The following is a 1625-nucleotide window of genomic DNA, read 5'->3' on the forward strand; positions in this document are numbered from 1 at the left end:
ACGACACCGGTGGTGGTGTTGATCAGTTCCTGTGGCGCTCCGGCTAGGTCGCACACTAGGGCGTAGAACGTCGCATCAACCCGAGCCTGGGACCAACCAGCGGCAGGGTTAACCGGTTCTGCATAGTGGCCGCCCGAAGTGTGTGAATACTCACCGGTGCTACCTGTGGTGCCACAGGTGTTACTGGTGTTACTGGTGGTTAGTGTGATCTGACCGTGTGTCTCACCCGTGGCAGGGTCAGTAGTCCACACGTATCCTTCCCCCACACGTGCCGGATCGGTGTCGACGGTGGTGGTGACGGCTGCTAGCTGGTTACCGGTGTGGGTGAACACGTCACGGTGGATAACTTCACCGGTGGTGGTGTTGATGGTGTCTTTGGCTACGCGTCGGCCGAGACCGTCGTAGACGTAGCGGTAACCGGTGGTGGGTTCATCGGAGGAGGTAAAGCCGATGGGTTGTTCACCGGTGGCGTAGTAGAAGTGATGGACTAGTGGTTTTTTGCTGAGGCGTTTGGTTACTGTGCGGGTGATTCGGCCTGCATCATCGTAGGTGTAGGTAGTCCGGCCGACTTTGACTGGCAGGGTGTTGTGGTAGTCGATGACCCCGTCAGTGGTAGAGGCCAGCACACCTGCCGGGGTGAAGGAATAGTTCTCCTGGGCGGAACCCCCACTGGTGGCAGTGCCCGATGGTGCTGGAGTGCCTGCTCGTTCAGGAGTGTGTGGTGGGGTGGTGCCCTGGTCACTGGGGTTGGTGGTGGTTGGTTGGGGTGTGCGGGTCGCACTGGTAGCACGGCCAATAGCATCGACGGTAAAGCTGGTGGTGCCGCGTAGTTGGTCGGTGATGGCGGTGAGGGTGGAGTCGGCTTGCCAGGTGAAGTCACGACCAGCAACAGGGGCAAGCCCGCCGGTGGTGGTGCTGTCAAGCAGGCTGGTGTGGTCACCGGTGATACGTCCACGGGCGTCGATGTTGACGGTGCGTACCAGGTTGTCGATGGCGGTGGTGGCGCGGTGGCCGCGGGTGTTGGTGGTGTAGGTCAGCTCGGCAAGCAAGCGGCCAGTGTGATCCAGGCCTGCCGGAGCGCTTGTACCGGTGTGGCGGTCATGAGTGACCGCTGCGGTGGTGTGTTGGGTGATGGTGCTGCTGGTGATCTCACCGGAAGTGTTGCGCCTGTAGTCGGTGGTGATGGTGCCGGCAACAGGTAGGGTGAGGTGTTCGCCGGTGACCATGCCCGTGGCGGAGAGCTCGATAGTGTGGCGGGTTTCTTCGCCACTGGCCAGGCGTGTGGTTTCGGCGGTGGCTCGGCCGTAGGTGTCGCGGGTGTAAGTGATGGTGGCAGCCGGGTTGGTGATGCTGGTCAGGCGGCCGAAGGGGTCGTAGTCAAACAGTGTGGTACCGGAAGCATCCTCAATGCTGGTAGTCAATCCCAACTGGTTGTAGGTGGTGGTGGTTGTGCCTGCTGGGGTGGTCAACTCAGTGATGAGTCCGTCGGGGCTGGTGGTGTTGGTGGTGACAATGCCGTTGTAGTCGGTTTGTTGGGTGATGTTCCCGTCGAGGTTGTAGGTGTAGGTCCAGGTGTGGCCGTCGGCGTTGGTGATGGCCACGGGTTGCATTTGGGTGTTGTAGGT

1 pseudogene is annotated in these 1625 nt (G+C 60.9%); it reads right to left on the reverse strand.

Going from position 1 to position 1625, the window contains the following annotated elements:
* Positions 1-1601, reverse strand: a pseudogene (locus HMPREF2678_RS08045) (RHS repeat protein); the annotation flags it as partial.
* Positions 1602-1625 lie beyond the last annotated feature (24 nt).

Source organism: Corynebacterium sp. HMSC058E07 (genome assembly GCF_001809885.1).
Taxonomy (GTDB): Bacteria; Actinomycetota; Actinomycetes; order Mycobacteriales; family Mycobacteriaceae; genus Corynebacterium; species Corynebacterium macclintockiae.